Origin of the sequence: Streptomyces coerulescens (assembly GCF_042657965.1) — a bacterium.
Taxonomy (GTDB): Bacteria; Actinomycetota; Actinomycetes; order Streptomycetales; family Streptomycetaceae; genus Streptomyces; species Streptomyces coerulescens.
The window spans coordinates 1-24,606 of the sequence record NZ_JBHSKM010000008.1 but is presented as its reverse complement, the minus strand read 5'-3'; the positions used below and the strand labels follow the sequence as shown (position 1 = coordinate 24,606).

Annotated in this window: 26 protein-coding genes and 1 pseudogene; 19 read left to right on the top strand and 8 right to left on the bottom strand. The window is 71.8% G+C overall.

Going from position 1 to position 24,606, the window contains the following annotated elements; genetic code table 11:
* Window positions 1–76: 76 nt before the first annotated feature.
* Complete coding sequence (locus ACFPQ9_RS14430; RefSeq protein ID WP_380852470.1) at window positions 77–2,197, bottom strand: S9 family peptidase; 2,121 nt, start codon at window positions 2,195–2,197, stop codon at window positions 77–79.
* A 175-nt stretch (window positions 2,198–2,372) separates the two neighbouring features.
* Between ACFPQ9_RS14430 and ACFPQ9_RS14425 the strand changes: the two genes are divergently transcribed.
* From ACFPQ9_RS14425 to ACFPQ9_RS14390, 8 genes are all read left to right on the top strand, one after another.
* Window positions 2,373–2,567 (top strand): hypothetical protein, encoded by a 195-nt coding sequence (locus tag ACFPQ9_RS14425; protein WP_019755516.1) that lies wholly within the window; start codon window positions 2,373–2,375, stop codon window positions 2,565–2,567.
* A gap of 30 nt (window positions 2,568–2,597) precedes the next feature.
* On the top strand, window positions 2,598–3,461 hold the full coding sequence (gene mshB, locus ACFPQ9_RS14420; RefSeq protein WP_380852466.1) for an N-acetyl-1-D-myo-inositol-2-amino-2-deoxy-alpha-D-glucopyranoside deacetylase: 864 nt from the start codon (window positions 2,598–2,600) through the stop codon (window positions 3,459–3,461).
* The gene (locus ACFPQ9_RS14415) at window positions 3,458–3,865 is read left to right on the top strand and encodes a DUF6113 family protein (RefSeq protein ID WP_380852463.1); all 408 of its coding nucleotides are present in this window, start codon (window positions 3,458–3,460) and stop codon (window positions 3,863–3,865) included. The genes mshB and ACFPQ9_RS14415 overlap by 4 nt, the downstream gene beginning before the upstream one ends.
* Window positions 3,866–4,025: 160 nt before the next feature.
* On the top strand, window positions 4,026–6,506 hold the full coding sequence (locus tag ACFPQ9_RS14410) for a hypothetical protein (protein WP_380852460.1): 2,481 nt from the start codon (window positions 4,026–4,028) through the stop codon (window positions 6,504–6,506).
* A 140-nt stretch (window positions 6,507–6,646) separates the two neighbouring features.
* On the top strand, window positions 6,647–7,555 hold the full coding sequence (locus tag ACFPQ9_RS14405) for an ABC transporter ATP-binding protein (RefSeq protein WP_380852457.1): 909 nt from the start codon (window positions 6,647–6,649) through the stop codon (window positions 7,553–7,555).
* Window positions 7,552–8,292, top strand: coding sequence for an ABC transporter permease (locus ACFPQ9_RS14400; RefSeq protein ID WP_380852454.1), 741 nt, complete (start codon window positions 7,552–7,554; stop codon window positions 8,290–8,292). Before ACFPQ9_RS14405 ends, ACFPQ9_RS14400 begins: the two co-directional genes overlap by 4 nt.
* On the top strand, window positions 8,289–9,455 hold the full coding sequence (locus tag ACFPQ9_RS14395; protein ID WP_380852451.1) for a sensor histidine kinase: 1,167 nt from the start codon (window positions 8,289–8,291) through the stop codon (window positions 9,453–9,455). Before ACFPQ9_RS14400 ends, ACFPQ9_RS14395 begins: the two co-directional genes overlap by 4 nt.
* Window positions 9,452–10,066: a response regulator transcription factor gene (locus ACFPQ9_RS14390; protein ID WP_380852448.1), complete on the top strand. Its 615-nt coding sequence runs from the start codon at window positions 9,452–9,454 to the stop codon at window positions 10,064–10,066. Before ACFPQ9_RS14395 ends, ACFPQ9_RS14390 begins: the two co-directional genes overlap by 4 nt.
* Before the next feature lie 95 nt (window positions 10,067–10,161).
* Here ACFPQ9_RS14390 and ACFPQ9_RS14385 read toward each other — a convergent pair whose 3' ends face one another.
* Entirely contained in the window at window positions 10,162–11,013 is an 852-nt protein-coding gene (locus ACFPQ9_RS14385) for a transglutaminase family protein (protein ID WP_380852443.1), read from the bottom strand.
* 39 nt (window positions 11,014–11,052) lie between these two features.
* Window positions 11,053–12,045: a GNAT family N-acetyltransferase gene (locus ACFPQ9_RS14380; RefSeq protein ID WP_380852440.1), complete on the bottom strand. Its 993-nt coding sequence runs from the start codon at window positions 12,043–12,045 to the stop codon at window positions 11,053–11,055.
* A 140-nt stretch (window positions 12,046–12,185) separates the two neighbouring features.
* Between ACFPQ9_RS14380 and fdxA the strand changes: the two genes are divergently transcribed.
* Window positions 12,186–12,506, top strand: coding sequence for a ferredoxin (fdxA, locus tag ACFPQ9_RS14375; RefSeq protein ID WP_030961637.1), 321 nt, complete (start codon window positions 12,186–12,188; stop codon window positions 12,504–12,506).
* Between the two features lie 145 nt (window positions 12,507–12,651).
* Window positions 12,652–13,746 carry a bifunctional succinyldiaminopimelate transaminase/glutamate-prephenate aminotransferase gene (locus ACFPQ9_RS14370; RefSeq protein ID WP_380852436.1) on the top strand — a complete coding sequence of 365 codons (1,095 nt, stop codon included), beginning with the start codon at window positions 12,652–12,654 and terminating at the stop codon, window positions 13,744–13,746.
* An 86-nt stretch (window positions 13,747–13,832) separates the two neighbouring features.
* Here ACFPQ9_RS14370 and ACFPQ9_RS14365 read toward each other — a convergent pair whose 3' ends face one another.
* Both ACFPQ9_RS14365 and ACFPQ9_RS14360 read right to left on the bottom strand, forming a co-directional pair.
* A complete protein-coding gene (locus ACFPQ9_RS14365) occupies window positions 13,833–14,330 on the bottom strand; it encodes an ATP-binding protein (protein WP_380852433.1) in 498 nt (165 codons plus the stop codon).
* A 374-nt stretch (window positions 14,331–14,704) separates the two neighbouring features.
* Window positions 14,705–15,652: a VldE C-terminal domain-containing protein gene (locus tag ACFPQ9_RS14360; protein WP_417803481.1), complete on the bottom strand. Its 948-nt coding sequence runs from the start codon at window positions 15,650–15,652 to the stop codon at window positions 14,705–14,707.
* 96 nt (window positions 15,653–15,748) lie between these two features.
* On the opposite strand from ACFPQ9_RS14360, the gene dapE reads away from it, so the two are divergent.
* Together dapE and ACFPQ9_RS14350 are read left to right on the top strand one after the other, a co-directional pair.
* Window positions 15,749–16,828 (top strand): succinyl-diaminopimelate desuccinylase, encoded by a 1,080-nt coding sequence (gene dapE / locus ACFPQ9_RS14355; protein ID WP_380852427.1) that lies wholly within the window; start codon window positions 15,749–15,751, stop codon window positions 16,826–16,828.
* A gap of 149 nt (window positions 16,829–16,977) precedes the next feature.
* Complete coding sequence (locus tag ACFPQ9_RS14350) at window positions 16,978–17,736, top strand: LOG family protein (RefSeq protein WP_380852424.1); 759 nt, start codon at window positions 16,978–16,980, stop codon at window positions 17,734–17,736.
* 132 nt (window positions 17,737–17,868) lie between these two features.
* Here the strand turns inward: ACFPQ9_RS14350 and folP are convergent, their stop codons facing one another.
* A complete protein-coding gene (gene folP / locus ACFPQ9_RS14345) occupies window positions 17,869–18,729 on the bottom strand; it encodes a dihydropteroate synthase (RefSeq protein ID WP_359405284.1) in 861 nt (286 codons plus the stop codon).
* Between the two features lie 140 nt (window positions 18,730–18,869).
* Between folP and ACFPQ9_RS14340 the strand changes: the two genes are divergently transcribed.
* A complete protein-coding gene (locus ACFPQ9_RS14340; protein ID WP_380852421.1) occupies window positions 18,870–19,226 on the top strand; it encodes a DivIVA domain protein in 357 nt (118 codons plus the stop codon).
* The gene (locus tag ACFPQ9_RS14335) at window positions 19,223–19,810 is read left to right on the top strand and encodes a DNA-3-methyladenine glycosylase I (RefSeq protein ID WP_380852418.1); all 588 of its coding nucleotides are present in this window, start codon (window positions 19,223–19,225) and stop codon (window positions 19,808–19,810) included. Before ACFPQ9_RS14340 ends, ACFPQ9_RS14335 begins: the two co-directional genes overlap by 4 nt.
* A 93-nt stretch (window positions 19,811–19,903) precedes the next feature.
* Here ACFPQ9_RS14335 and chcB read toward each other — a convergent pair whose 3' ends face one another.
* Window positions 19,904–20,707 (bottom strand): 2-cyclohexenylcarbonyl CoA isomerase, encoded by an 804-nt coding sequence (chcB, locus tag ACFPQ9_RS14330; protein WP_380852415.1) that lies wholly within the window; start codon window positions 20,705–20,707, stop codon window positions 19,904–19,906.
* A gap of 64 nt (window positions 20,708–20,771) precedes the next feature.
* On the opposite strand from chcB, the gene ACFPQ9_RS14325 reads away from it, so the two are divergent.
* Together ACFPQ9_RS14325 and ACFPQ9_RS14320 are read left to right on the top strand one after the other, a co-directional pair.
* Window positions 20,772–20,936: a hypothetical protein gene (locus ACFPQ9_RS14325; RefSeq protein ID WP_380852412.1), complete on the top strand. Its 165-nt coding sequence runs from the start codon at window positions 20,772–20,774 to the stop codon at window positions 20,934–20,936.
* A 146-nt stretch (window positions 20,937–21,082) separates the two neighbouring features.
* Window positions 21,083–21,250 carry a DUF3117 domain-containing protein gene (locus ACFPQ9_RS14320; protein ID WP_003966491.1) on the top strand — a complete coding sequence of 56 codons (168 nt, stop codon included), beginning with the start codon at window positions 21,083–21,085 and terminating at the stop codon, window positions 21,248–21,250.
* A gap of 96 nt (window positions 21,251–21,346) precedes the next feature.
* Here the strand turns inward: ACFPQ9_RS14320 and ACFPQ9_RS14315 are convergent, their stop codons facing one another.
* A complete protein-coding gene (locus ACFPQ9_RS14315) occupies window positions 21,347–22,045 on the bottom strand; it encodes an O-methyltransferase (RefSeq protein ID WP_380853888.1) in 699 nt (232 codons plus the stop codon).
* A gap of 235 nt (window positions 22,046–22,280) precedes the next feature.
* Between ACFPQ9_RS14315 and sigE the strand changes: the two genes are divergently transcribed.
* From sigE to ACFPQ9_RS14300, 3 genes and pseudogenes are all read left to right on the top strand, one after another.
* Window positions 22,281–22,979, top strand: coding sequence for an RNA polymerase sigma factor SigE (gene sigE, locus ACFPQ9_RS14310; RefSeq protein ID WP_125529651.1), 699 nt, complete (start codon window positions 22,281–22,283; stop codon window positions 22,977–22,979).
* Window positions 22,976–23,947 carry an anti-sigma factor family protein gene (locus tag ACFPQ9_RS14305; RefSeq protein ID WP_380852409.1) on the top strand — a complete coding sequence of 324 codons (972 nt, stop codon included), beginning with the start codon at window positions 22,976–22,978 and terminating at the stop codon, window positions 23,945–23,947. The genes sigE and ACFPQ9_RS14305 overlap by 4 nt, the downstream gene beginning before the upstream one ends.
* A gap of 312 nt (window positions 23,948–24,259) precedes the next feature.
* Window positions 24,260–24,606, top strand: a pseudogene (locus ACFPQ9_RS14300) (hypothetical protein); the annotation flags it as partial.

Here is a 24,606-nt window from a genome sequence, read left to right as displayed (position 1 = left end):
CAGGGTGTACAGCGTACGGCCGTGCGGGTGCCGTAAGCGGACCGGGGTGCGCCATGTCACCCCGGTCCGCTGCCGTCTAGGCGAGCCCCAGCGACCGCTTGAGGAAGTCGAGCTGGAGCAGCAGCAGGTTCTCCGCGACCTCCTCCTGCGGGGTCATGTGGGTCACCCCGGACAGCGGCAGCACCTCGTGCGGGCGGCCGGCGGCGAGCAGGGCCGAGGACAGCCGCAGGGAGTGGGCGACGACCACGTTGTCGTCGACCAGCCCGTGCACGATCATCATGGGGCGGTGCGGCTCGGCCGGCTCCACCAGGCCCGCGTCGTCGATCAGCGAGTTGCGCCGGTAGACCTCGGGCTGCCGGTCGGGGTGTCCGACGTAGCGCTCCTGGTAGTGGGTGTCGTACAGGCGCAGGTCGGTGACCGGGGCGCCGACGACGGCCGCGTGGAAGACGTCCGGGCGGCGCAGTACCGCGAGCCCCGCCAGATAGCCGCCGAAGGACCAGCCGCGGACGGCCACCCGGGACAGATCGAGCGGGAACCGCTCGGCGAGCCCCTGCAGGGCGTCGATCTGGTCCTGCACCACGACCGCCGCGATGTCGTCCTTGACCGCCTTCTCCCAGGCGGGCGAGCGCCCCGGCGTGCCGCGGCCGTCCGCGACGATCACCGCGAAGCCCTGGTCGGCGAACCACTGCGAGGTCAGATGCGGGTTGTGGGCGGCCACCACCCGCTGGCCGTGCGGTCCCCCGTAGGGATCCAGCAAAACCGGGAGTGGGGTGTCGCCGGCGTAGTCCCGAGGCATAAGCACGGCGCACGGGATGTGGCGTGCGCCCCCTGTGGTGAGGGTGAGGCGCGGGGACAGACCCGGATCCTCGGCATACGAGCGGACCAAGCCAATCTGCTTTCCGTCCCGCAGCACTTGGACCTCGGCCCCGGGCCGGTCGGGCGTATGGGACACCAGCACCGTCACCCCGCCGGCGCGTACCGCCGCATGCACACCGGGCTCCTGCGAGACGCGCTCCACGCCGAGCTCGTTCACCCGATACACATGCACTTCGCCGATCTCGGGCTCGTCCGCGGCCTCACCCGCCGACGCCGAGATCAGTACGTCGTCGGAGGTCACGTCCAGCACGGCCCGGACATGCAACTGCGGTCCGGTCAGCGGGCGTTCGCCCACCGCGAGGACCCGCGCACCGCCTTCGTCGGCGATCCGCACCAGATGCCCGGCAGGGCTCCAGCACGGCACACCAGGGAACAGTTCCAGCCATTGTGGATCTTCGTCGGCGTGCACCATCCGGGTCGCCCCCGTCGCCGGGTCCACGGCCAGGAACAACTGGCTGAGCTGATCGCGCGCCTGTACGAGCAGCAGCGGCGCACCCGCCGCTGACCAGTGCACTCGCGCCAGATACGGGTAGCGGGCCCGGTCCCAGGACACCTCCGTGCGGACCCCGTCCAGCCCGATCACGAACAGCCGGACGTCCGCGTTGGGCGTGCCCGCGGCCGGGTACGCCACCCGCTGCGGCTCCCGCTCCGGACGCGCCGGATCGGAGATCCACCACCGGCGCACCGGCGTGTCGTCCGCGCGCGCCACCAGGAGCCGGTCCGACTCGGGGCTCCACCAAAAGCCCCGATAGCGCGCCATCTCCTCGGCCGCGATGAACTCGGCCAACCCGTAGGTGACCCCGTCCGACTCCGGCTCGGCGAGCGCACGGTCGCCCTCGCCCTCGGCGCCCACCACCCGCAGGGCGCCCTGCGCGACGTACGCGATGTGCCGTCCGTCGGGGGAGGGGCGAGGGTCGATCACCGGCCCGACGACGGGGAGTTCGCGAGCCGTCCCGGCTTGCAGCTCGGCCGTGAAAAGCCGCCCTGACAAGGCAAAAGACGCCAACTCGACGGCGTTGTCGGTGGCGTGGCCGACGATGCCGGCACCGCCCTCACGGCTGCGCTCGCGCCGCGCCCGCTCCTCGGGCGAGAGGTCCTCCGAGGCGCCGCCCAGGAGGGCGCGCGGGTCGGCGGCCACGCGCTCCTCGCCGCTCGGTGTGTCGAGCACCCACAGCGAACTCGCCGGGTCCGTACCGGAGGTGGAGCGCAGGAACACGACACGGGAACCGTCGGGCGACACCGCGAACGCGCGCGGCGCGCCGAGCGTGAACCTCTGGGTGCGGGCGTGCCGTCGGGGGAAGGACACAGGCTCGGTCGTCATGCCCCGACCATATTGGCCAGTGCGCCCCCTTGTGCGGCTGTGCGCCGATCGATGCGCACGTACGGATAGTTATGATCACAACCGCATAGTGGGTATGAACCTGCTGGCTCCTCGATGGATTTATCTGCCCCCATAGTCCGACCCCCGCGCTTGGGATTCTTGGAGGTGAGCCGCCGTGGCACTCTCGATTTCGGCGGTGGTGCTGCTGGCGATCATCGTCTTCCTTCTGATCAAGAAATCAGGGTTGAAGGCCGGACATGCGGTGGTCTGCATGCTGCTGGGCTTCTATCTGGCGTCCTCGACCGTCGCTCCCACCATCAGCGAGCTGACGACGAACATCGCGGGCATGATCGGAAGCATCAAGTTCTGAGCTCCCCGGCCGCCTCGTAGGGTGGGGTCCATGACGGAACTCCCCGACCGGCGACTTCTCCTGGTGCACGCGCACCCGGACGACGAGTCGATCAACAACGGCGCGACCATGGCCAGGTACGCGGCCGAGGGTGCCCGGGTCACCCTGGTGACCTGCACCCTCGGCGAGCACGGCGAGGTCATTCCCCCGGAACTCGGGCATCTGACCGGCGCCGAACTGGGTGCACACCGCCTGGGCGAGCTCACCGCCGCGATGCGCGAGCTCGGCGTCGAGGACTTCCGTCTCCTCGGCGGCAGGGGCCGTTACGAGGACTCCGGGATGATGGGCCTCGCCGACAACGACGACCCCGCGAGCCTGTGGCAGGCCGACCTCGACGACGCCGCCCGCGCCCTGGTCGAGGTCATCCTGGAGGTACGCCCCCAGGTCCTGGTCACCTACGACCCCGACGGCGGCTACGGCCACCCCGACCACATCCAGGCCCACCGGGTCGCCATGCGCGCGGCCGAGCTGGCCGTGGACGCCGGGTGGGAGATCCCCAAGATCTACTGGAACCGGGTCCCGCGTACCGCCGCCGACGAGGCGTTCGCCCGGCTTCAGGCGGATCTGCCCGGACTGTCCTTCGGCAAGGCGGCCACGGTCGCCGACGTACCGGGAGTCGTCGCCGACGAGCGGATCACCACCGTGATCGACGGCACCGCGCACGTCGCCGCCAAGGCCGCCGCGATGCGCGCGCACGCCACCCAGATCGAGGTGGCCGAGCCGTATTTCGCGCTGTCCAACGAGCTCGCACAGCCCCTGTTCAGCACCGAGTACTACGAGTTGGTGCGCGGCGAGCCGGGGGCGCGGCCGGAGTCCGACCTGTTCGCCGGTCTCACCTCCGGGGAGGCGTCATGAGCTCGATGCTCGCCCAGCCGCTGAAACTGAAGCGGCCCTCCGCCCTGCGGGCCCTCGCCTACCTCGGCCTCTTCGTGCTCGGCGCGGTGGTCGGCGTGGCCGGCGCGCTGATGCAGCCCGCGTGGTTCCCGGGCGGGCTGCTGCTCGCCATCGCCGGCGAGGCCGGGCTGCTGCTGGGCGCCGCCCGGGCGATGGGCGGCCGCGCCGGAGCCGTCGCACCCGCAGGCGGCTGGATGATCTCCGTCATCCTGCTGACCGCCAGCCGTCCGGAGGGCGACTTCCTGTTCGGCACAGGAGCCTCCTCCTACCTCTTCCTGCTCGGCGGCATGGCTGTCGCTGTGATCTGCGCCACCCTCGCGCCCTTGCGGCAACCGGGTGGCGACGGCGTCCGACTTGGCAAGTGACGTACCACTTCTCCACGACGTACTCGTGCGAGTCCCGTGTGGGTTTCCCAGGCGGTCGTGGGATACGTGCCAGAGGTGGCCAGTATGGTGGTGCGCGCCGCCGAGCCGCCCGCAGCAATGAGGTCGAAACGGGCGGTGGAGCCAACCGGGAGAACCTGCCTTGAGTCGTGAAACTGACACTCCGTCCTCCGGGCCCAACGGGCGCGGCGGAGCCGCATACCCCTCGGGCACGCCGCCGTACGGGACCCCCATGGCTTCCGACAGCGGTGCGGACGCGGGCCGTTCGGCCGCGCAGCCGGAGGAGCGCAAGACCGAGACGACGCTGACGACCCGGATCCGGATCAACATCCCCGGATCGCGGCCCATTCCGCCGGTCGTCGTCCGAAAGCCCGTCCCCGACGCCGAGAACCCGGGCGACAGCGCCGACACCGAGGCACCGCCGCCCGCCGGCGCCACCGCCGCGGCCACGGGCAACGTCGAGCCCCCGGCCGAACCCGCCCCACAGCCCGGAGAGAAGACGAGCGACTGGTTCGCACCGCGCAAGTCCTCCGGCGGCAAGGGCGGTCAGGGCGGCCCGGCCACCAACGGTGCCGGTACGCCCACCGGTTCGGGTCCCGCCGCGAGCGGCGCCCCCGGTACCGGCGCACCCGCCGGACCCGGGCGGCCCGGCGGTGTCGTCGGCTCGATGAACGTGCCCGGCGGTTCCCGTCCCGGTGGCCCGAACGGCGCACGGCCGGACGGCGGCTCCCGTCCGGGCGGCGCGGGGCTCCCCGGCGCGACCGGCGGACCCGTGGCTCCCGGGCACGGCGGCGGCACCGGCTCCTTCGACGTCACCGAGGCGCTGGCCGCGGGCCCGCTGGGCAACGGCAGCGGCGCCCGCCCCGGCGGCGAGGCACGCCGCGACGACCTGCCGTACTTCGCCGACAACGGCACCGGCGGCCCGAACGGACAGAGCGGACAGGGCGGGCAGAACGCTTTCGGCGTCCAGGGCGCGCAGAGCGGCCCGAACGGCCCCGGCGGCTATGGCGCCCAGGGCGGCCCGGCCGGCTTCGACCCCGCCGCCGACTTCAACGCCCCGGGCGACTTCGGTGGCTCCAGCGACTTCAACGGCCCCAACGGCCGAGGCGGCCGAGGCGGCCCGCAGGGTCCCGCCGGCCCCACGACCGGCCCGGCCACCGGCGACGGTCCGGCGGTGCCGCCGGTCGCCGGCGGCGGACAGGGCGGCCGGAGCGGCCCCGGCGGCCGCGGCCCGGCCGGAGCGGGCGGTCCCGGCAACCGCGGTCCTGCCGGACCGGGCGGTCCCGGCGCACCCGGCGGTTCCGCCATTCCCGGCATCAACGTCGGCCCGGCAGGACCCGCGGGCCCGGGCGCCCCCGGCAACGGCCCGACCGGACCCGGTCCGAACGGCCCCGGCGCCGCCTTCAACGCCCCGGGCCACAGCCCCGGCGGCGGTATGAGCGACGACACCGCGATCCTCACCCCGCAGAAGCCGGCTCCCGAGCCCGGCGGCCCGAACTACGGCGTCGCCGACAACGTCTCCAGCCACACCGTCACCAGCGGCATCCCGGTCGTACCCGGCGGCGCCCAGGGCGGCCCCTTCGGGCCGGGCGGCAGCGACGCGCCGTCCGGGCCGCACACGCCCCCGAAGCTCCCCGAGCCGTCCTCGTCGAGCTCCTCGTCCTCCCGCGCACCGAAGAAGAAGGGCCGCAACAAGCTGGCCCTGGTCGGCGGCGGCGTGGTCGTCCTCGCGGGCGGTCTGTACTGCGCGGGCCTGCTGATGAACCACACCGACGTGCCCAAGAACACCACCGTGCTCGGTGTCGACATCGGCGGCGGCACCCGTGACGACGCGGTCCGCAAGCTCAACGACGCCTTCGACGATCGGGTCGTCAAGCCGCTGAAGCTGTCCGTGGGCGGCAAGACGGTGGAGTTGCAGCCGGACCAGGCGGGGCTCCAGTTCGACATGGCGCAGACGGTCAGCACGGCCGCGAGCAGCGACTACAACCCGGTCTCCGTGATCGGCTCCCTCTTCGGGCAGCAGCGGGTCGTGGACCCGGTCATGCCCACCGACGAGGAGAAGCTGCAGGCCGCCCTGGAGGACGCCTCCGGCGGCTCCGGCTCGGTGACCGAGGGCTCGGTCTCCTTCAAGACCGGCAAGGCGGTCGCCGTGTACGGCAAGGCCGGCCAGGGCATCGACGTCGCCGGGTCGACCACCGCGGTCGAGGAGGCGTACCGCACCCAGGTGGAGACGGGTACGTCCACCCCGGTGAAGGTCGCGACGACCACCCGGGAGCCTACGGTGACGAACGCCGAGGTCGACCGGTTCATGAAGGAGTTCGCCCAGCCGGCGATGGCCAACAAGGTCACGGTCCAGACGGACGCCGCGCACAGCATCCCGTTCGGCTCCCTGTCGCTGCCGAAGATCCTCGGGGTCAAGGCCGTCGACGGCAAGCTCGTCGACACGTACGACCTCGAGGCGCTCAAGGAGGCGTACGGCGCCACCTTCGACGGCGTGCAGATCAACGGCGCGAGCGGCAAGCGCGACGTCCTTCCACAGGATGTCGCCTCCGCCCTGCGCAAGGCGCTGCGCGGCAAGACGGCGGCGGAACGCGTCGCGACCATCGACACCAACCCGAACTAGGGCCTGGCGCAACCGCTCGGACCAAGGGGGCACCCGGCACTCGCCGGGTGCCCCCTTGGTCGTCGTATGACATCTGTCATCCGGCAGTCAGGACCGCCGACACTGCCGGGGCGGCACCCCACGCGGCCAGGCTTGAGCGCATGACAACGACAGCGGTCGGATTCGACCGGGTGAGCAAGACCTACGGGAACGTGCGGGCCGTCGACGGGCTGACACTCGCGCTGCACCCCGGGGAGACCGTGGCCCTGCTGGGCCCGAACGGGGCCGGCAAGTCGACCACGCTCGACCTGCTGCTCGGCCTCAAGCAGCCCGACAGCGGCACGGTGAGCATCTTCGGCACCACGCCGCGCGAGGCCATCGTCGCCGGGCGGGTGGGCGCCATGCTGCAGAGCGGCGGGCTGATGGACGAGGTCACCGTCGCCGAGCTGGTGCGGCTCGCCTGCGCTCTGCATCCGAGGCCGTACCAGGTCTCCGACGTGCTGGCCCGCGCGGGCGTCTCGAAGATCGCCGACCGCAAGGTCGACAAACTCTCCGGCGGCCAGGCCCAGCGCGTGCGCTTCGCCCTGGCGACCGCCGGCGACAGCGACCTGATCGTCCTGGACGAGCCGACGACCGGCATGGACGTCACGACCCGCCACGCCTTCTGGGCCACCATGCGCGAGCAGGCCGACCAGGGCCGGACCGTCCTGTTCGCCACGCACCACCTGGAGGAGGCCGACGCCATGGCCGACCGCGTGCTCGTGCTGCACCGCGGCCGGCTGCTGGCGGACGGCACGGCTGCCGAGATCAAGGCGAAGGCCGGAGCGCGGCGCATCTCCTTCGACCTGCACGCCACGGACGTCGACGAGAGCGCGCTGCGGGCACTGCCCTTCCTGACGCACGTGGACGTATCGGGTCACACCGTCCGCATCCAGTCCTCAGACGCCGACGCCACCGTCCACGCCCTCTACGGCCTCGGCCTGTACCCCCGCAATCTCGAAGTCGCCGGGCTAGGCCTGGAGCAGGCGTTCGTCGCCATCACCGAGGCCGAGGAGGCCCGTACGCCATGAACGGTCTGATCAAGCTCGAACTCACCCGCGCCCTGCGCAACCGCAAGTTCCTGTTCTTCTCCGTGCTGTACCCGTCGCTGCTGTTCCTGCTCATCGCGGGCAGCGCCGACAGCACCACGAAGATCGACGGGACGGGCCTGACGCTGCCGACCTACATGATGGTGTCCATGGCGTCCTTCGGCGCCCTCACCGCCGTCCTGATGGGCAACAGCGAGCGCATCGCCAAGGAGCGGGAGGGCGGCTGGGTACGGCAGTTGCGGCTGACGACCCTGCCCGGGCACGGCTACGTGCTCGCGAAGACGGCCGGCTCCGCCGTGGTCAGCCTGCCGTCGATCGTGATCGTCTTCGTGGTCGCCGCGGCCGTGAAGGACGTACGCCTGGACGCCTGGCAGTGGCTCGCCCTGACCGGCTCGATCTGGGCCGGCAGCCTCGTCTTCGCGGCGCTCGGCGTCGCCCTGGGCTACCTCGCGAGCGGGGACGCGGTCCGCCCGATCACGATGATCACCTACTTCGGGCTGTCCATCCTCGGCGGCCTGTGGATGCCGACCACTTCCTTCCCGGGCTGGCTCCAGGACATCGCCAAGTGGGTGCCGACACACGCGTACGCTGCCCTCGGGCAGGCGATCGAACAGAGCCGGGCACCGCACGCCAAGGACCTCGTCGTCCTCCTGATTTCCTTCGCCCTGTTCACGGGCGGCGCGGCCTGGCTGTACCGGAAGGACACGTTGAAGGCGTGAGCGGCACAGGCGTCGGGCTCGGGCAGCGCCCGGAGAATCGCAAGCAACGCTTCGTCAAGCTCCTGTGGACCGGCATCTGGCTGGTGTACCTGAGCGCACCGGCCAACGACCTGCTGCACGGCGGGCACAGCACGGGCGTGCGGATCCTCGGCTGGCTCGGTCTCGCGGCGTTCGTCACCTGGTACATGCTGCTGCTCTTCCGCACGGGCCGCGGCGAACGCAACAGCGTCGTCCTCGCCTCGCTCGGCGTCCTCGCCGCCCAGTCCACGCTCCTCGCCCTCACCCTGGGCCGCGAGTGGCTGGTGCTGTTCGTGTACGTCTCGATCGCGTCCGGCGCGGCCCTGCCGCTGCGCATGGCCCGCTGGACGATCCCCGGCGCGTCCGCGCTGATGACCGTGATCGCGTTCGCGACCCCGGGCGGCAAGGCGTTCCTGGCCGGGCTGCTGATCCCGGCCCTGCTGGGCGGCTTCGCCATGACCGGCGTACGCGAACTCGTGCGCACCACGATCGCGCTGCGCGAGGCCCGTGCCACGGTCGCCCAACTGGCCGCGAACGAGGAGCGGTTGCGCCTGGCACGCGACCTGCACGACCTGCTCGGCCACTCCCTGTCCCTGATCACCATCAAGAGCGAACTCGCGGGCCGTATGCTCCCCGGTCAGCCGGACAAGGCGGCCCAGCAGGTCGCCGACATCGAGCAGGTCAGCCGACAGGCCCTGGTCGACGTCCGCGAGGCCGTCTCGGGCTATCGCCGCCCCCGCCTGGCCGCCGAACTGGCGGGCGCCAGAGTCGCCCTGACGGCCGCCGAGGTGAGGGCCGAGCTTCCCGCCGAGCCCGACCTCAGCGGCGTCCCCGAGGACAGCGAGACGGCCCTGGCCTGGGCGCTGCGCGAGGCCGTCACCAACGTCGTACGGCACAGCGGCGCCCGGCGCTGCACGGTCGAGCTGCTGCGCCGCCAGACCCTCGACGGCCTCGTCCTGGAACTCTCCGTCGAGGACGACGGCTCCGGCGACCAGGGCGGCGGCCCCGGCCACGGTCTGACGGGCCTCACGGAACGCCTCACCAAGGCCGGCGGCACCCTGGAGGCGGGCGGCACCCGGCACGGCTTCCGCCTCACCGCCCGCGTCCCGGTGGCGGCCTCGGCGCACGTAGGATCCGCGACATGAGCCCCACGATCAAGGTCCTCCTCGCCGAGGACCAGTCGATGGTCCGCGAGGCCCTGGCCGCCCTGCTCGGACTGGAGGACGACATCGAGGTCGTCGCCCAGGTGGCCCGCGGCGACGAGGTCCTGGCGGCGGCCCGCGAGCACGCCGTGGACGTGGCGCTCCTGGACATCGAGATGCCCGGCGCGACGGGCATAGAGGCGGCGGCGCTCCTGCACGAGGAGCTGCCGTCCGTGAAGCTGGTCGTCCTGACCACCTTCGGCCGCCCCGGCTATCTGCGCAGCGCGATGGAATCCGGCGCCGACGCCTTCCTGGTCAAGGACGCCCCCGCGGCCCAACTCGCCGAAGCGGTCCGCAAGGTGCTGGCGGGGGAGCGCGTCATCGACCCCACCCTGGCGGCAGCGGCCCTCGCGGAGGGCGCCAACCCCCTGACCGACCGCGAACGAGAGGTCCTGCGGGCGGCGGAGGACGGCTCCACCAACGCCGAACTGGCAGCGGCCCTGCACCTCTCCCAGGGCACGGTCCGCAACTACCTCTCCACAGCCATCCAGAAACTGGCGGTACGGAACAGAGCGGAGGCGGTACGGATCGCGAGGGAGAAGGGCTGGCTCTAAGGCCCTGCTTTTAGGGGCGCGGGGAACTGCGCGACCAGCCACAACGCACCCGCACTCGCACGACAACACAACCCCCACGGCGATTGGGCGAACCCTCAGTTCAACATCGCCCGAGCCGCCCGAGCCTCCCCCCGCACCCGCTCAGCCGCCCCTTCATCCACCTCACAGATCAACTCCGCGTACTCCTCCAACTCCACGGCCCCCGCGACGAAATCCCCCCGCTGCACGAGCAACTGCGCCCGCTCGAACCGCAACCGGGCCGGATGCGAGGGCAGCGACAGCGACAACTCCACGGCCCACAGGGCGACATCCGTCCGCTCGGGCCGGGCCGACGCCCACGCCCGTACGTTGTTCAGGATCCGCAGCACCACTTCCAGCGGATCGGCCGGCGTCAGCATCGACGGCTGCAACGGCGCCCCCGTGGCCCCCGCCACCAGCAGCTCCGCGTCGCCGCCCGTCAGCACCCGCCCCCCGTCGAAGGGATCGGCCAGCACCTGATCGTCCGCGGGCCCGAACCCCACCACGAAATGGCCGGGCAGAGCGACCCCGTACACGGGCGCACCCGCCCGCCGGGCCACCTCCAGCCACACCACCGACAGCAGGATCGGCAGCCCCCGCCGCCGCCTCAGCACCTCGTGCAACAGCGACGACTCCAGCCGCTGATAGTCCGCGGCACAGCCACGGAACCCGTACCGCTCCCCGAGCAGCTCCCGCAGCGCGACGGCCCACGCCCGCGGCCCGCCGGGCCGGTACGGCAGCTGTCCGGCGAGTTCGTCCAGGGCCACCTGCGCGGAGTCCATCCCCGCCTCGTCCAGCGCGCCGTCGGCCTCGGCTCCCACCAGCAGACACAGCATGGACAGGTCAGGCCGCTCGGACCGCGCCTCTTCGGCGAACCGCCGCCGCAGCTCGGCGGAGCGTTCGGGAGTCGGGGGGTGGAGGGGACGCATAGCTGGCTCGTGCCCTTTCACGGCGATCGGTACCGCTGATCAAGCTGATCGATAGTGGTGGTACGCGTGATGCGCGACGAACCCCATGCCGGTGTACAGCCCGCGGGCGCCCGCGTTGTCCGCCTCGACCTGGAGCCACGCCGCCGACGCACCCTCCTCCAGGGCCCGCCGGGCCAGCGCGGCCATCACCCGCGTGGCCAGCCCCCGCCGCCGCAGCGCCGGGTCCACCTCCACCGCGGCGAAACCGGCCCACCGCCCGTCCACCACACACCGTCCGATGGCGGCGGGAACGCCACCGCCGTCGCCCGGAACCGTCGCGAACCACACCGAAGGGCCGCTGCCCAGCACCTTCAGGGCCACCTCGCTCACCCCCTTGCGCTGATACCGCGTAAGCCAAGCGTCGTCCGCCTCCCGGGACAGCACCACTCCGGCGCCCTCGTCCCGGTCCGCGACCGGCGCCAGCGCCCCGATCCACAGCTCGGCGGAGACCTCCCGGGTCCAGCCCAGCCGCTCCAGCTCCGCGCACAGCAGCTCCTGCGTGCCCTCGGCGCCGGTCGCGGTCTGGACGTACGCGGGGAGCCCGCGATCGCCGTACCAGCGCCGTACGGCATCGAGCGCGGCCGGCAGCGGGAGTCCAGGGTCGCCGAGCGGGAGCGCCGAGTTGGCGCGGCGGGTGAACCCGGAGGCGGCCCGCAGCTCCCACTCGCCGAGCCGTTCGCTCTCGACGGGCCGCCACGCGCGCGAGGAGACGTGCGCGAGCTCCTCGTAGGAGGCGGCGGGGCCGCGGCGGCGGGCCGGAGCGGGTGGCACGACCTTGCCCGCGACCAGTGAGGCTTCCGGAATGTGGACGGTCTCGCCACTCTTCCGTGTGATCAGCAGCACACCGTCGTCCCATGATGCGAGAACACCCACCGTGTCGGTGAACTTCTCACCCTCGCTCGCAGGATCGTCCAGGCGGCGTACGGAGACCCGTTTGCCCACGTCAGCAGCGGTGATACGGACCTCAAGGCGCCCCGTCGCAGATATTTCCACAGGTCAGTTCACCCCTCCTGTTCGGATCATGCCCAAGAACGGAGATACTAGGGGCGGGCATCGACGACGCCGCGCTCCCGCGCGCCAGGCGGCGGAGCCTGAAGAGGCCCGCCAGCGCCCTATCGAGGAGGAACGACAGCGTGACCTACGTCATCGCGCAGCCTTGTGTCGACGTCAAGGACAAGGCGTGCATCGAGGAGTGCCCGGTCGACTGCATCTACGAGGGCTCCCGGTCCTTGTACATCCACCCGGACGAATGCGTCGACTGCGGAGCCTGTGAGCCGGTCTGCCCGGTCGAGGCGATCTTCTACGAGGACGACACTCCGGAGGAGTGGAAGGACTACTACAAGGCGAACGTCGAGTTCTTCGACGAGCTCGGCTCCCCCGGCGGCGCCAGCAAGCTGGGTCTGATCGAGCGGGACCACCCCTTCATCGCCGCCCTGCCGCCGCAGGCCGAGTAGTCCTCACGGCGACCCGCACAGCGTGCCGCCTCGGTCCCGTACGGCCTGATCGCCTTGATCACCGTACGGGACCGAGGCGTTGCCGTATCCGGCAGTACCCCTGACACCGGAAGTACCGGCAGTACCAGAAAGTGAGCCAGATCCCGTGTCCGCAGTCTCCGACCGCCTTCCGACCTTTCCCTGGGACAAGCTGGAGCCGTACAAGAAGACGGCCGCCGCGCATCCGGACGGGATCGTCGACCTCTCCGTCGGCACGCCGGTCGACCCGGTCCCCGAGCTGATCCAGAAGGCCCTGATCGACGCGGCGGACTCCCCGGGCTATCCGACGGTCTGGGGCACCCCGGCGCTGCGGGACGCGCTCACCGGGTGGGTGGAGCGCCGCCTGGGCGCCCGTGAGGTCACCCACCGGCACGTCCTGCCGATCGTCGGCTCCAAGGAACTGGTCGCCTGGCTCCCCACCCAGCTCGGCCTCGGCCCCGGCGACCGCGTGGCCTACCCGCGGCTGGCGTACCCGACCTACGAAGTGGGTGCCCGTCTCGCCCGCGCCGACTACGAGGTGTACGACGACCCGACCGAGCTGGACCCGCGCGGTCTGAAGCTGCTCTGGCTGAACTCGCCGTCCAACCCCACCGGCAAGGTCCTCTCCCAGCAGGAGCTGACCAGGATCGTCGCCTGGGCCCGTGAGCACGGCGTGCTGCTCTTCTCCGACGAGTGCTACCTGGAGCTGGGCTGGGAGGCCGACCCGGTCTCGGTCCTGCACCCGGACGTCAACGGCGGCTCCTACGACGGCATCGTCGCGGTGCACTCCCTGTCGAAGCGCTCGAACCTCGCGGGCTACCGGGCGGCGTTCCTGGCCGGCGACCCGGCGGTCCTCGGCCCGCTCCTGGAGATCCGCAAGCACGGCGGCATGATGACGTCCGCCCCGACCCAGGCAGCGGTCGTCGCGGCCCTCGGCGACGACGAGCACGTCCGCGTCCAGCGCGACCGCTACGCCGCCCGCCGCGCGGCCCTGCGCGAGGCACTCCAGGCCCACGGCTTCCGCATCGAGCACAGCGAGGCCAGCCTCTACCTCTGGGCCACCCGCGACGAGTCCTGCTGGACCACGGTCGCCCACCTGGCCGACCTCGGCATCCTGGTGGCCCCCGGCGACTTCTACGGCGAGGCCGGCGCCCGCCACGTACGGGTGGCCTTCACGGCGACGGACGAACGAGTGGAGAAGGCGGTCCAACGCCTGGCGTGATCACCCCGCCGGCGTAGGAACGCAAAAGCCGACGGGGCCAGGGAACTCCCTGAACCCCGTCGGCTCGAGCCGGACGCGGTCGACCGTCAGCCGACCGGAAGACCCTGCACCGGCAGCGAACCGGTCGCCGGCAGGCCACCCTGCGTGGCCGACCCCGCCGCGTCGCCGAGAACGGCACCGACCGAACCGGCCACGCCACCCGCGGTCTCCTGCGCCGCGGCGGCACGCTCCTTCGCGACCTTGCCACCGGTCTTCGTCACCTTGCCGCCGGCCTTGGTCGCGGTGGGCACCGCCTTCTTCGCGGCCTTGCCACCGGTCTTCGTCACCTTGTCGCCGGTCTTGGCCGCGGTCGGGAGCGCCTTGTCGACCGCGGTGTCGACGGCGCCGCCCGCGAGCCCGGCGGCGTTCTGGGTCGCGCCGTCGACGACGGTCGTGCCGTCCAGGGCGGTCAGTCCGCCGACCTGGGGGGCCTCGGGCAGTCCGGGGGCCGCGCCGGCGGAGCCGGCCGCACCGACCCCGGCAGCCGCTCCCGCAGCGACGAGCAGCGCGGCACGGGCGATCCGGCGGGTCAGGGGGAGGGACATGATGCTCCTTCGACGGTCTGTCGGATGAGAATGATGAAGTGTCCGACCACGCCCGGCAGTTGAGCCGACTCAACTCGGCGACTGACGGTGGACCGACTGGCTGTTGATCTCCGGGCTCGGACGCAGTGACTACCGCTCGAAGCCCGCGAAGGTTGCGGCGCGCCAATGTAAAGAGTTGGCAATGCGTCGCATTATCGCCTGCGGATAAAAACGGGCAAAGTGCGACCCGCTCGAAAGCCCGCGGAATCCTTACAGCCCTTTGTTCTCAAGGCTTTTGACGGATTCCGCAGGAGTCGCGCGAAAACCTGCCCACACCGTCGCCGCCCGACACTTCTACCAACCCGTGAGAGTGATCCGTCGAACTGCCGGGCGTACTACGGACCCGTGACGATCCGGACCGCGCCCGCGCCGTTCCCGGCCTCCGGGGCACCCGGCCCGGTGATCGCGCGCCACTCGCTGTCGGTGTTCCCGGCGGTCCACTGCCGCCCCGCGTACGACACGCGCTTGATGTGCAGATCGGAGGCGTTGGCCACGGCCCAGTGGGCCAGTTGCCAGCCGCGCTCGCCGGCGGGCACCGGCAGCAGAACGGTCCGGTCGTCCTTCTTGATCACGGACGGGGTCGGCGAGGGCGTCGCCTTCTCGCCGCCCACCTCGGCCGCGGCCGGCTGGAGCGCGTCCCGTCCGAAGTCCCGCAGCAGCGCGTCCCGTACCGAGTCCGCACCCGCGGCCCGAGTGGCTCCCGGACGCCCCTCACAGGTCAGCGTGGCCGCCGAACGGCCCGTGAGAGCGGCGGCGAGCAGCGAGGCGTCCGGCTCGTGCTTGGCGTACGCCTCAGGGAAGCCGCTGCGCTGGACGCGCTGGGCGGCGACGGTGAGCGGCAGACGTGTGTAGCCGGGGACCTTGACCAGGTGTTCGTAGAACTCGCCCGCCGAGTAGATCGGGTCGAGGATCTCCTCCTCGGTGCCCCAGCCCATCGACGGCCGCTGCTGGAACAGACCGAGCGAGTCGCGGTCGCCGTGGCCGATGTTGCGCAGGCCCGACTCCTGGAGCGCAGTGGCCAGCGCGATCGTGACGGCTCGCTCGGGCAGCCCGCGGCCGGTGCCCACGGCGGCGATCGTCGCCGCGTTCACCGCCTGCTCCGGCGTGAACTCGTAGCCGGCGCCGTCTCCCTTGCCCGACACCACGTCGCAGCCGGGTGTCCCCGTGCCCCCGGTGACGTACTGCACCGCGAGGTAGCCCGCGACGGCGAGCAGGACCATGAAGGCCGCTCCGCGACGGAGGAGGCGGCCACGACGTTTGGGGGAAGGCGACGGCTCTGGCACGTCGTACAAGGTAGCTGAGGTTACTGAGGGGTACCGGCGCAGTTGAAAATCGGTGGGAAAAGTGAGGTGAGGGCACGGCGCGTTAGGGTCGGCCCCATGGCCGACACCTCCCTTGACCTCACGCTGGACGCCGCGAAGCTCACCGCGCAGCTCGTCGACTTCCCCTCCGTCAGCGGCACGGAGAAGCCCCTGGCCGACGCCATCGAGACCGCCCTGCGCGCCCTGCCGCACCTGACGGTCGAGCGCTACGGCAACAACGTCCTCGCGCGCACGCACCTGGGCAGGCCGGAGCGCGTGATCCTCGCCGGTCACATCGACACGGTGCCGATCGCGGACAACGTCCCCTCGCGCCTCGACGAGGACGGCGTCCTGTGGGGCTGCGGCACCTGCGACATGAAGTCCGGCGTCGCCGTCCAGCTCCGCATCGCCGAGACGGTCGTGGCCCCGAACCGCGACCTGACCTTCGTCTTCTACGACAACGAAGAGGTGACCGCCGAGCTCAACGGCCTCAAGCACATCGCCGAGAACCGCCCGGAGTGGCTTCAGGGCGACTTCGCGGTGCTCCTGGAGCCGTCGGACGGCGAGGTCGAGGGCGGCTGCCAGGGCACGCTCAGGGTCCTGCTGAAGACCAAGGGCGAGCGCGCCCACTCCGCGCGCGGCTGGATGGGCTCGAACGCGATCCACGCCGCGTCGCCGATCCTGGCGCGCCTCGCCTCGTACGAGCCCCGGTACCCGATCATCGACGGCCTGGAGTACCGCGAGGGCCTGAACGCGGTCGGCATCTCCGGCGGCGTCGCGGGCAACGTCATCCCCGACGAATGCGTCGTGACGGTCAACTTCCGCTACGCCCCGGACCGCACGGAGGAGGAGGCCGTCGCGCACGTCCGCGAGGTCTTCGCCGACTGCGGGGTCGAGGAGTTCGTGGTGGACGACCACAGCGGCGGCGCGCTGCCGGGGCTGTCCCATCCGGCGGCAGCGGCGTTCATGAAGGCGGTCGGAGGCACCGCCCGCCCCAAGTACGGCTGGACGGACGTCTCCCGCTTCTCCTCCCTCGGTATCCCGGCGGTCAACTACGGCCCCGGCAATCCGCATTTGGCCCACAAGCGGGACGAACGGGTGGAAACCGCCAAGGTTCTGGCGGGTGAGGAGCGGCTGAGGGCGTGGCTCACGGCGTAGCGGTCGCGGGACAGGGGGGTGCGGGGCGGGGCGTGGACCTCGGGATCGCCCTGGTGGCGCTTCATGGCGGACATGCTCACGTCCCCCCTCCGTAACCCGCCTGGATCTACGCTGAGGTGGAAAGACCTGGCAAGCGGAGGGAGCGCTACATGGCTACCGGCAACCCCGAGGGCAAGAAGCAGCCACCGGAGGAGCAGCGCCTGGGACCGGTCCTGAGGCGGCGCGACCAGGTGACCGCGAGCACCACGGACCAGCGGCTGCTCGACGCGGGCGGCCCGTCGGACTGGGTCCACACCGACCCCTGGCGCGTCCTGCGCATCCAGTCGGAGTTCATCGAGGGCTTCGGCACCCTCGCCGAACTCCCGCCCGCCATCAGCGTCTTCGGCTCGGCCCGCACGCCCGTGGACTCGCCCGAGTACGACGCCGGCGTCCGCCTCGGCCGCGGCCTGGTCGAGGCCGGCTGGGCCGTGATCACGGGTGGCGGCCCCGGCGCCATGGAGGCGGCGAACAAGGGCGCGCTGGAGGCGAAGGGCATCTCGGTCGGCCTCGGCATCGAGCTCCCCTTCGAGCAGGGGCTCAACCCCTACGTCGACATCGGCCTGAACTTCCGGTACTTCTTCGTCCGCAAGATGATGTTCGTCAAGTACGCCCAGGGCTTCGTGGTCCTCCCCGGCGGCCTCGGCACCCTCGACGAACTCTTCGAGGCCCTCACCCTCGTCCAGACCCAGAAGGTCACCCGCTTCCCGATCGTCCTCTTCGGCAGCGCCTACTGGGGAGGCCTGGTCGACTGGCTGAACAACACGCTGGTGGCCCAGGGCAAGGCCTCGGAGAAGGACCTGCTCCTGTTCCACGTCACGGACGACGTGGACGAGGCGGTCGCCCTGGTGTCGAAGGAGGCGGCGCGCTAGCTGTACTCAGCCTGCCGGGCGGGTCTTTCAGCCCGTCCGGCGTTTGAGGACGAGGCCGTTCAGGCGCAGCGGGGGTCCGGGGGCGGCAGCCCCCGGGATGCGACGGGTAGGGGCGGCGGGGGCGAGAAGGCGTTACGCCAGCCCCCGCCGGGCCACCGCAGGCGGCCGATGCCCCGCGATCGACGCCACCATGTCCAGCACCTGCCGGGTCTCCGCCACCTCGTGGACCCGGTACACCTGCGCACCCAGCCACGCAGACACCGCGGTCGTCGCCAGCGTCCCGACCACCCGCTCCTTCACGGGCTTGTCCAGGGTCTCCCCGACGAAGTCCTTGTTGGACAGGGAGACCAGCACCGGCCAGCCCGTCTCCACCATCTCCCCGAGCCGCCGGGTCGCCTCCAGACTGTGCCGGGTGTTCTTCCCGAAGTCGTGCCCGGGATCGATCATGATCGACTCGCGCGGCACCCCCAGCGCCAGCGCCCGCTCGGCCAGTCCCACGGTCACCCGCAGCACGTCGGCCATGATGTCGTCGTACGTCACCCGGTGCGGCCGCGTCCGGGGCTCCGCGCCGCCCGCGTGCGTGCAGACCAGCCCCACTCCATAGCGCGCGGCGACCTCAGCCAGGCCGGGGTCCACGCCGCCCCACGCGTCGTTCAGCACATCGGCACCGGCCTCGCAGACCGCGGCGCCCACCTCGGCCCGCCAGGTGTCCACGCTGATCACGACGTCCGGGAAGCGCCGCCGCACCTCGGCCACGAACCCGACCGTGCGCCGTGCCTCCTCCTCGGCGGTCACCTCTTCGCCCGGCCCGGCCTTGACCCCGCCGATGTCGATGATGGCGGCCCCCTCGGCGACCGCCTGCTCCACGCGCGCGAGGGCCGGCTCGTCGCGGAACGTCGCTCCCTGGTCGTAGAAGGAGTCCGGGGTCCGGTTCACGATCGCCATGATCACCGGCTCGTGCGCGTCGAACTCACGCCTGCCCAGCCTGAGCATCCCCTGTGACCTCTCCTTGAGCGTCCTGGTACGTCCTGGCCTTTCGGCCGCCTGCGACCTTAACTGTCAGAGTCGCATGGCACGATCGGACCCTGACACACTCGACCGCACGCATTCACCGGACCGTGGGGGCCACAGCGATGGTTATGTTCCTGTTCCTGGTCGTCGCGCTGGCCGTCGTGGTCGCCGCGGTGACGCTCGCCGTGGTGGGCGGCGGCGAGGGCGGCGGCCCGCTGCCGGAGGCAGCGCCGGAGCGCCTCCAGGACCCGCTGCCCCCGGACCGCCCGGTCGGTCGCGCCGACATCGACAGCCTCCGCTTCCCGCTCTGTGCCCGCGGCTACCGCATGGCCGACGTCGACGACGCCCTCAGCCGCCTCGGCGCCGAGCTCGCCGAGCGCGACGCCCGGATCGCCGACCTGGAGTCCGCCCTGGCCGGCGCCCGGACCGCGCCCGGCCATGTCTCCATGGACAAGCCCGCCCCGGAGGACCAGCAGTGAGTGACGGCGAGGCGGTCGCGGGCCCCGACGGCGCCCTGCGCTGCCCCTGGGCCCTGTCCACGCCGGACTACGTGACGTACCACGACGAGGAGTGGGGCCGCCCGGTCCACGGCGACGACGCCCTCTTCGAACGCCTCAGCCTGGAGGCCTTCCAGTCGGGCCTGTCCTGGATCACGATCCTGCGGCGGCGTGAGGGCTTCCGCGCCGCCTTCGCGGGCTTCCAGATCACCAAGGTCGCGACCTTCACGGACGCCGACAAGGACCGTCTCCTCGCGGACGCGGGCATCATCCGCAACCGGGCGAAGATCGAGGCCACCATGGCCAACGCACGCGCGCTGGCCGAGTGGACCCCCGGTGACCTGGACGAACTGATCTGGTCCCACGCCCCCGACCCGGCCACCCGCCCGGCCCCCAAGACGCTCGCCGACATCCCCGCGGTCACGCCCGAGTCGACATCGCTGTCGAAGGCGTTGAAGAAGCGGGGCCTCCGCTTCGTAGGCCCGACGACGGCATACGCGCTGATGCAGGCGTGCGGCCTGGTCGACGATCACTTGGCAGCTTGCGTCGCGAGAAACGCCGCCTAGGGGCGCGGGACTGTATCGATTTGCGGCTCCGCCGCGTGGGCGCGATCAGCCCCCACGCACCCGCAGCACCCGACGGCGCGGCAGTCTCCGGACCTAGCGGCCCAAATACTTCGGCTTCTCCTTGTTCACAAACGCCTGCACGGCGATCGCATGGTCCTCAGAGGACCCGGCCCGAGTCTGGAGCTCATCCTCCTTCTCCAGGGTCTCCTCAAGGGAGTGCGACAGCCCGAAGGCCACGGCCTCCTTGATCGCCCCGTACGCCACCGTCGGCCCCTCGGCGAGCGCCCGCGCCACCTTCTCGGCCTCCGCGCGCAGCTCACCCGCGGGCACCAGCCGGTTCGCGATACCCAGCTCGTACGCCTCCTGCGCCTTGATGTTCCGCGGGAAGAGCAGCAGGTCGGCGGCGCGGCCCGGGCCGACCACCCGCGGCAGCGTCCAGGAGATGCCGGAGTCCGCGGTCAGCGCGACTCCGGCGAAGGACGTGTTGAACGCGGCGGTGTCGGCCACGACCCGGTAGTCCGCGGCCAGCGCGAATCCGAAGCCCGCCCCGGCCGCGACCCCGTTCACCCCGGCCACCACCGGCTTCGACATCCCGGCCAGCGCCCGCACGATCGGGTTGTAGTGCTCCCGCACGGTGCTCATGGTCTGCCTCGTCCCGGTCTCCCGGTCGGAGATCAGCAGCCCGATGTGCTCCTTGAGGTCCTGGCCCACGCAGAACGCCCGCTCCCCGGCCGCGGTCAGCAGCACGGCGCGTACGGCGTCGTCACCCGCCGCGGCCTGGACCGCCTCCCGCAGAGCGACCTTGGCCGCGACGTTGAGCGCGTTCATCGCCTCGGGGCGGTTCAGCGTGATCGTCGCGAGTCCGTCGCTCACCTCGTAGAGCACGGTGTCGGCCATGGCGTATCCCCTCCGGTGTCGCGGCTCGGTCGTACCAGTCGGTACGCGATTGTCTGAGGACAGCATGGCGGAGATCACCGACAACCGGTCTGACCGGACGTGTGACCTGCGTCAAAGAATTTGTGTCCGGTTCCGTTCGGCCGAAGTGCGCGCGGTGGCGCAGTATCGCAGTCACATCGCCGAATTGAGTGGTTTTGGTCGCGTGCGTTGCCCAAGCGATGCCGACTGATGTTGGTCATCGGGTCCTGAGATGCGGGATAATGGCTTGGAAGCAATGTGTTCGATGCCGGTGTCGCGCGTCTCATGCCTGACGCGCGTGCCCTCCATGGGGCCGTCGGCTTTGACGATGAGCTGGTTTCAGGAAGGGGAACGAGCATGGCGGCCATGAAGCCGCGGACGGGCGATGGCCCGCTCGAGGTGACCAAGGAGGGGCGGGGCATCGTCATGCGCGTTCCGCTCGAAGGCGGCGGTCGGCTCGTCGTCGAGCTGACCCCTGACGAGGCCGACGCGCTCGGCGACGCCCTCAAGAAGGTCGTCGGCTGACGCGGCAGCGACCCTACCCTTTCGGCGGCCCCGGCATCGCACATGGTGCCGGGGTTGCTGCGTCTGCGGAGCCGGCCGATCCGCGGAGTCAGGCGCTCAGCGCTTGACCGCGCACAGCAGCCCGTCGCCCACCGGCAGCAGCGAGGGCACCAGGTCCTGGCTCTCGCGCACGGCGCGCAGCAGCTCCCGGATGCGTATGACCTCGGTGGGCTGGGGGCCCGAGTCGACCGTGCGGCCGTTGGTGAAGACGCCCTCGAAGACGACCAGACCACCCGGACGCAGCAGGCGCAACGATTCAGCGAGATAGTCGAGGAACTCCAGCCGGTCGCCGTCGCAGAAGACGAGGTCATAGCCGGCGTCCGCGAGCCGCGGCAGGACGTCCAGCGCGCGGCCCGGGATGAAACGGGCACGGTTGCTGGCGAAACCGGAGGCGCGGAAAGCCTGGCGGGCGAACTGCTGGTGCTCCGGCTCGGGGTCGACGGTGGTCAGGACGCCGTCCGGGCGCATGCCGTGCAGGAGGTGGATCCCGGAGACGCCGGTACCGGTGCCGATCTCCGCGACCGCCTTGGCGTCCACGGTGGCGGCGAGCATCCGCAGCGCGGCGCCCGTGCCGGGCGACACCGAGCGCAGCCCCGCCTCACGGGCCCGGTCACGGGCCCAGCGCAGGACGTCGTCCTCGGCGACGTAGGCGTCGGCGAACGCCCAGCTCGTCTGCCGGTTGCCGGTAATGACCCTCTCCTGTCCCCGTGGTTGCCTGGGCGTGACTGTATCCGTTGCGGCCGGGAACCCGCAGATGGGACCAGGCGTTTAGAGGGGTGGGAAGACGAGCGGGGGGACACAGTTGGATCACGACGACGAGCAAGGCCGCGAGCAAGTGCTGACGCAGGCGCACCAGCCGTGTCAGCCCAGATCAAATTCTCGTAAAACCGCTTATCCGGAGCTAACGGGCGAGGTGGCTATGGTAGGGGCTCCACTGGACACCACCAGAGCCGACAGGGGAGGTGCGGCTGCGCCTGTGGATCGGGGAGGAGTGCTGCGGCGCTTCCTCGGATCGGCGGGCAGGCCGAAATCCGTGAACGACACCGCTGACCACAGTCACGCCGGCGACTTCGCCCAGACCGCGACCTTCTCCACCGACGCGGACGGGCAGGCGTGGACTCCGCCCACCTGGGAGGAGATCGTCAGCACGCACAGCGGCCGCGTCTACCGACTGGCGTACCGCCTCACCGGCAACCAGCACGACGCCGAGGACCTCACCCAGGAGGTCTTCGTCCGTGTCTTCCGGTCCCTGTCGACGTACACGCCCGGCACCTTCGAGGGCTGGCTGCACCGCATCACCACCAACCTCTTCCTGGACATGGTCCGCCGCAAGCAGCGCATCCGCTTCGACGCGCTGGGAGAGGACGCGGCCGAGCGGCTGCCCAGCAAGGAGCCCACGCCGCAGCAGGTCTTCAACGACGCCCACTTCGACGCGGACGTCCAGCAGGCCCTCGACACCCTCGCACCCGAGTTCCGGGCCGCCGTCGTCCTGTGCGACATCGAAGGACTGTCCTACGAGGAGATCGCCGCGACCCTCGGCGTGAAGCTCGGCACGGTCCGCTCCCGTATCCACCGGGGCCGCTCGCAGCTGCGCAAGGCCCTCGCCCACCGCTCGCCGGAGGCGCGTGCCGAGCGCCGCTCCTTCGTGCCGCGTGTGGCCGCGCTGGGGGGAGGGGGCGCGCCCGCGTGAGTGGCTCCCGACCCAATCCGGCCGAACGACTCCTGGCCGAGCAGCACCTAGGCGACCGACTCTCCGCCCTCGTCGACGGAGAGCTCGGTCATGACACCCGCGAGCGGGTCCTCGCCCATGTGGCGACCTGCGCCAAGTGCAAATCCGAGGTCGACGCGCAGCGCCGGCTGAAGAACGTCTTCGCGGAGGCGGCCCCGCCGCCTCCCTCCGAGAGTTTCCTGGCCCGCCTTCAGGGCCTCCCCGGTGGAGGTGACCTCGACGGCGGCGGCTCGCCGCTGGGCGGGGGAGGACTCGGCGGACTGTCCGGGCGACCCGGCGCCACCGGGGCCTTCGGCGTGAAGCGCGGCGAGCGCTTCGAGTTCGGTTACGTCCCCGCGGGCCCGCACGCCCCGGCGCTCCCCGCCTCCGACCGTGGCTTCCGCACCCACCCCGTGGGCCGTCCCGACACCGATCGCTCCGCGTCCTCGCGGATGCGGTTCGCGTTCGTCGCGGCGGGCGCGGTGTCGCTGGCCGCGATCGCGCTGGGCGGCGTGACGAGCAGCGTGCCGACCGACACGGAGGCCCGCGGCGGCTCGGGCGGCAGCAATGTGACGCCGGCGCGGACACAGGGCACCGGCGCGGCGACCGCACCCGAGAACCAGCGCCGTCGTGGCGCCGGCCCCCTGCTCGCGCAGGGACAGGGCCAGCGCACCCTCGGCACGCCGACGGCCTCGACCGAGGTGTCGGCTCCGCTGCTGCCCGGGATGCCGGCCCAGGGCGCCGACCAGGAGATGCACACTCTGACGGCTCCCGTGGTGGCCGGCGCGGCCGCCATGTCTCCGCTGATACGCCCGCTCAGCGCGACCCCGCCCCTCACCCTGACCGCCTGGTCCTCGGACACCGGGATCACCGCGGCCCCGGGTCCGTTCGCCGCACCCGTCCCAGACGCGACGTCGTCCCCCTCCGCCTCCTCGGCCACCAACCGCTGACCGGCCTCTGCGCAGCGGCCCATGAACCTGGTTGAATCCAGGGTGGGCCGCGCGCCGTGCCCTGCGGGCCGGGGCGCGGAGTCGAGGAACCGCGGTCGCCGTTGTCGCCGCGTGCGGGTGGGGGAGGTAGCACGAAGTCGCCGGTTTCCCGAGGGAAGCCGAGCGCGACAGCGCAGTGTCGAGTAGGCATTCGGGCGCCGGGACATCTCCGGTGGCGGCCTGCGGAGGAACCAGGGATCGCGTTCGGGCGGGGTTCTTCGGAAGGCCCGCCTCCTACTCGAGCATCGGTCGGCAGCGAGTAGGAAGCAGAACATGAACGAGGGGAAGCCCGCGAAGGCGAAGTGGTGGAACCGACCTCGACCGCAGGAGGCCTCGGGCCGGCCGGACGAGACGGCACCCGCGCCGGACGAGACGGCACCCGCGCCGGACGAGACGGCACCTGGCGACGTCGGCGCAGTGGACGGCGACTTCGAACTTCGCCCCGCCGCCACAGGCAGCGGCGCCCCGACCGCCGCGGACGGCGACTTCGAGCTGGCGCGGCCGGCGGCGAACACGGTCGGGGACGGTGGGGCTTCGGTCGAGGGTGGCTTCGGAGATGGCGGGGCTTCGGGCGGCGGTGGCTTCGGGGGTGGCGGGGCTTTGGCCGACGGTGATTTCGG

Excerpts from the sequence above, each read along its gene's own strand:
- ACFPQ9_RS14430 (WP_380852470.1), bottom strand. The coding sequence starts at position 2,197 with ATGACGACCGAGCCTGTGTCCTTCCCCCGACGGCACGCCCGCACCCAG.
- mshB (WP_380852466.1), top strand. The coding sequence starts at position 2,598 with ATGACGGAACTCCCCGACCGGCGACTTCTCCTGGTGCACGCGCACCCG.
- ACFPQ9_RS14415 (WP_380852463.1), top strand. The coding sequence starts at position 3,458 with ATGAGCTCGATGCTCGCCCAGCCGCTGAAACTGAAGCGGCCCTCCGCC.
- ACFPQ9_RS14405 (WP_380852457.1), top strand. The coding sequence starts at position 6,647 with ATGACAACGACAGCGGTCGGATTCGACCGGGTGAGCAAGACCTACGGG.
- ACFPQ9_RS14400 (WP_380852454.1), top strand. The coding sequence starts at position 7,552 with ATGAACGGTCTGATCAAGCTCGAACTCACCCGCGCCCTGCGCAACCGC.
- ACFPQ9_RS14390 (WP_380852448.1), top strand. The coding sequence starts at position 9,452 with ATGAGCCCCACGATCAAGGTCCTCCTCGCCGAGGACCAGTCGATGGTC.
- ACFPQ9_RS14385 (WP_380852443.1), bottom strand. The coding sequence starts at position 11,013 with ATGCGTCCCCTCCACCCCCCGACTCCCGAACGCTCCGCCGAGCTGCGG.
- ACFPQ9_RS14365 (WP_380852433.1), bottom strand. The coding sequence starts at position 14,330 with ATGTCCCTCCCCCTGACCCGCCGGATCGCCCGTGCCGCGCTGCTCGTC.
- dapE (WP_380852427.1), top strand. The coding sequence starts at position 15,749 with ATGGCCGACACCTCCCTTGACCTCACGCTGGACGCCGCGAAGCTCACC.
- ACFPQ9_RS14350 (WP_380852424.1), top strand. The coding sequence starts at position 16,978 with ATGGCTACCGGCAACCCCGAGGGCAAGAAGCAGCCACCGGAGGAGCAG.
- folP (WP_359405284.1), bottom strand. The coding sequence starts at position 18,729 with ATGCTCAGGCTGGGCAGGCGTGAGTTCGACGCGCACGAGCCGGTGATC.
- ACFPQ9_RS14340 (WP_380852421.1), top strand. The coding sequence starts at position 18,870 with ATGGTTATGTTCCTGTTCCTGGTCGTCGCGCTGGCCGTCGTGGTCGCC.
- chcB (WP_380852415.1), bottom strand. The coding sequence starts at position 20,707 with ATGGCCGACACCGTGCTCTACGAGGTGAGCGACGGACTCGCGACGATC.
- ACFPQ9_RS14325 (WP_380852412.1), top strand. The coding sequence starts at position 20,772 with ATGGCGGAGATCACCGACAACCGGTCTGACCGGACGTGTGACCTGCGT.
- ACFPQ9_RS14320 (WP_003966491.1), top strand. The coding sequence starts at position 21,083 with ATGGCGGCCATGAAGCCGCGGACGGGCGATGGCCCGCTCGAGGTGACC.